At 72.3% G+C, this 2,707-nt stretch carries 4 protein-coding genes; 3 read left to right on the top strand and 1 reads right to left on the bottom strand.

Features of this window, described 5'->3' with window-relative positions; genetic code table 11:
• Window positions 1–411: CAP domain-containing protein (locus GL263_RS24745; protein ID WP_182857966.1), on the top strand; the 411-nt coding region annotated here is incomplete at its 5' end.
• Between the two features lie 63 nt (window positions 412–474).
• Window positions 475–1,077, top strand: a complete 603-nt coding sequence (locus tag GL263_RS24750) for a hypothetical protein (RefSeq protein ID WP_182857967.1) — start codon at window positions 475–477, stop codon at window positions 1,075–1,077.
• On the opposite strand, the gene GL263_RS24755 is transcribed toward GL263_RS24750, so the two are convergent.
• Window positions 1,065–1,958: an LLM class flavin-dependent oxidoreductase gene (locus GL263_RS24755; protein ID WP_182857968.1), complete on the bottom strand. Its 894-nt coding sequence runs from the start codon at window positions 1,956–1,958 to the stop codon at window positions 1,065–1,067. The two genes, GL263_RS24750 and GL263_RS24755, sit on opposite strands and share 13 nt — an antisense overlap.
• Window positions 1,959–2,093: 135 nt before the next feature.
• Here GL263_RS24755 and GL263_RS24760 point away from each other — a divergent pair.
• The coding region (locus GL263_RS24760) for an alpha/beta fold hydrolase (RefSeq protein ID WP_182857969.1) at window positions 2,094–2,707 on the top strand (614 nt) is incomplete at its 3' end.

Consider the following 2,707-nt stretch of genomic DNA (forward strand, 5'->3'; position numbering starts at 1 on the left):
GCCCCGCAGCCGCCGGCCGCCCAGCCCGGCGGCTCCGCGGCCCAGGTCCTCGCGCTCGTCAACTCCGAGCGCGCCAAGAACGGCTGCTCCGCCGTCCGCTCCAACTCCCTCCTGCAGACCGCCGCGCAGCGCCACTCCGCGGACATGGCCAACCGCGACTACTTCGACCACACCAACCCCGACGGCGCCGGCCCCAGCGACCGCATCACCGCCACCGGCTACCAGTGGAGCCGCACCGGCGAGAACATAGCCGTGGGCCAGCGCACCCCGGCCGACGTCATGAACGCCTGGATGAACAGCCCCGGCCACCGCGCCAACATCCTCAACTGCTCCTTCACGGAACTCGGCGTGGGCATCCACGACGCCCCCGGCGGCATCCGCTGGACCCAGAAGTTCGCCACCCCGAGGTGACCTCGGGCCGGACGCCCGTCCGCGGGCGCTGGTGAGTTCTCGACCCGGATCGGAGTTCCGCTGATGTTCCTGTACTGGCTTGCCGTGCTGCGTCGCGTGTCCGTGCCGGGCCTCGCGGTCGGAGCGGTCCTCGGCGGCGCGATGGCCACTGTCGTCCTCGTCGACGGACTCGGCTGGCGGGAGGCCGCATCAGACGCCGCGACGGGCCTGCTTCTCGGCTACCTGACGGTCACGCTGGTCGTCTCGACCTCGGAAACGATGCTCGCCCTGCGCGTTGCCAGACGTCACGGAGCTGTTCCCGACAGCGGGATGTTCACGTTCCCCTGCGTGCGGGAGATCCGTCTCCGCGGCGTGGGCTACTCGACCGGCTCCGCTGTCGCGCACCGGATCCTCGGCCACGCTCGCGCGACCGGCACGGTGCGGATCGAGCAGACCCTCGAAAACGAAAGCGGGCACGTCTACCTCATCGCCGGAGGAGCGGCGGGTGTGCGTGTGGCCGCTCGCCTTGAGACGGTCGTCGCGCGCGAGGAGGTTGTCGTCAGGCTGGAGGCGCGCCCGCTGCGGCGATGGAAGCAGCTCGACGGCGGGGCGAGTTGGGGCGTGGCGCGGGCACTGGAGTCCTCCGCCCGCGCCACCTTTCCTGAATGTGGGCTTCAGCCCAGCTGAGCGGGGGCCTCTGTGGCGATGCGCTCGAACACGGTCTGGTCGGCGGCGAAGTTCGAGTCCGGGATCGGCCAGTGGACCGCGATCTCGGTGAAGCCGAGATCGCGGTGGCGGCCGGCGAAATCGACAAAGGCGTCCACCGACTCCAGCGGGCCGTTCCGGTCCGGGGTGAAGCCGTGGAGGAGGAGCTTTTCGACGTCCGCGACGTCACGGCCGATCTCCGCGCACGCCTTGCCGAGCTTCTCGATCTGCCCGCGCATCGCCTCCACCGACTGCTCCGGTGTCCCGGTCTCGTAGAGCTTCGGATCGCCGGTGGTCACCCACGCCTGCCCGTGCCGGGCGGCCAGCTTCAGACCGCGCGGGCCCGTCGCGGCGACGGCGAAGGGCAGCCGGGGCCGCTGCACGCAGCCCGGGATGTTGCGCGCTTCGTCCGCCGAGTAGAACGCGCCCCGGTCCGACACCGCGTCCTCGGTGAGGAGGCGGTCGAGCAGCGGCACGAACTCGGCGAAGCGGTCCGCCCGCTCCCGAGGCGTCCACGCCTCCTGGCCGAGCGCCGTCGCGTCGAAGCCGCTGCCGCCGGCGCCGATGCCGAGGGTGACCCGCCCGCCCGAGATGTCGTCGAGGGAGATCAACTCCTTGGCGAGCGTCACCGGATGCCGGAAGTTCGGGGAGGTGACGAGGGTGCCCAGGCGCATGCGGCTGGTCGCCGTCGCCGCGGCGGTCAGCGTCGGCACCGCGCCGAACCACGGCCCGTCACGGAAGCTGCGCCACGACAGGTGGTCGTACGTGTACGCGGCGTGGAACCCGAGGTCTTCGGCCCGCCGCCAGATCTTCTGTCCGTCGGCCCACCGGTGGATGGGGAGGATCACGGTACTCAGACGCATGCCGGAGACCCTACGCCGAGCCGGTCCACGCCACCGACCGCATCGTCCGTGACGCGTAGCCCGACGCCCGGCGCGCGCATAGCGCGTACGCGGAACCAACCGCGGCTGTGACGGTGCGGTGGTTAGGTTGCGTCCATGGTTGATCACCGCTCGGTCGACGTCTCCGGGGTCCGCCTTGCCTACCGGGTCTCCGGCCCGCCGGACGCCCCGCCGCTCGTCCTGCTCCACGCCATGGGCGAGACCGCGGGGGACTGGGACGAGGTGGCTCCCGCGCTGGCCACGGGCCGCCGGGTCCACGCCCTCGACCTTCGCGGGCACGGGCGCAGCGACTGGCCCGGCGCGTACTCGCTGATGCTGATGCGCGACGACGTTCTGGGCTTCATGGACGCGCTGGGCTTGGGCCGGGTGGACCTGGTCGGGCACTCGATGGGCGGTGCCGTGGCCTACCTGGTGGCCCAGGCGGCCGGCCACCGGGTGGACCGGCTCGTCCTGGAGGACGTCCCCGCCCCGCTGCCCCGGAAGCCGTCGGCCGCGGTCCGTCCGGACAGGGAGCTGTCCTTCGACTGGGACCTGGTGCCCGCCGTACGACGACAGATCGACACCCCCGACCCGGAATGGCTGGAACGGCTCGGCGCCATCACCGCCCCCACCCTCGCGCTGGCGGGCGGCAACGCCAGCCCCGTCCCCCAGGCCGGCATCCTCGAACTGGTTCGCCGGGTGCCCCGGGGACGGATGGTCACCATCGAGGC

The sequence above is a fragment of the Streptomyces durbertensis genome (assembly GCF_014156695.1).
In the GTDB taxonomy this organism is placed as follows: domain Bacteria; phylum Actinomycetota; class Actinomycetes; order Streptomycetales; family Streptomycetaceae; genus Streptomyces; species Streptomyces durbertensis.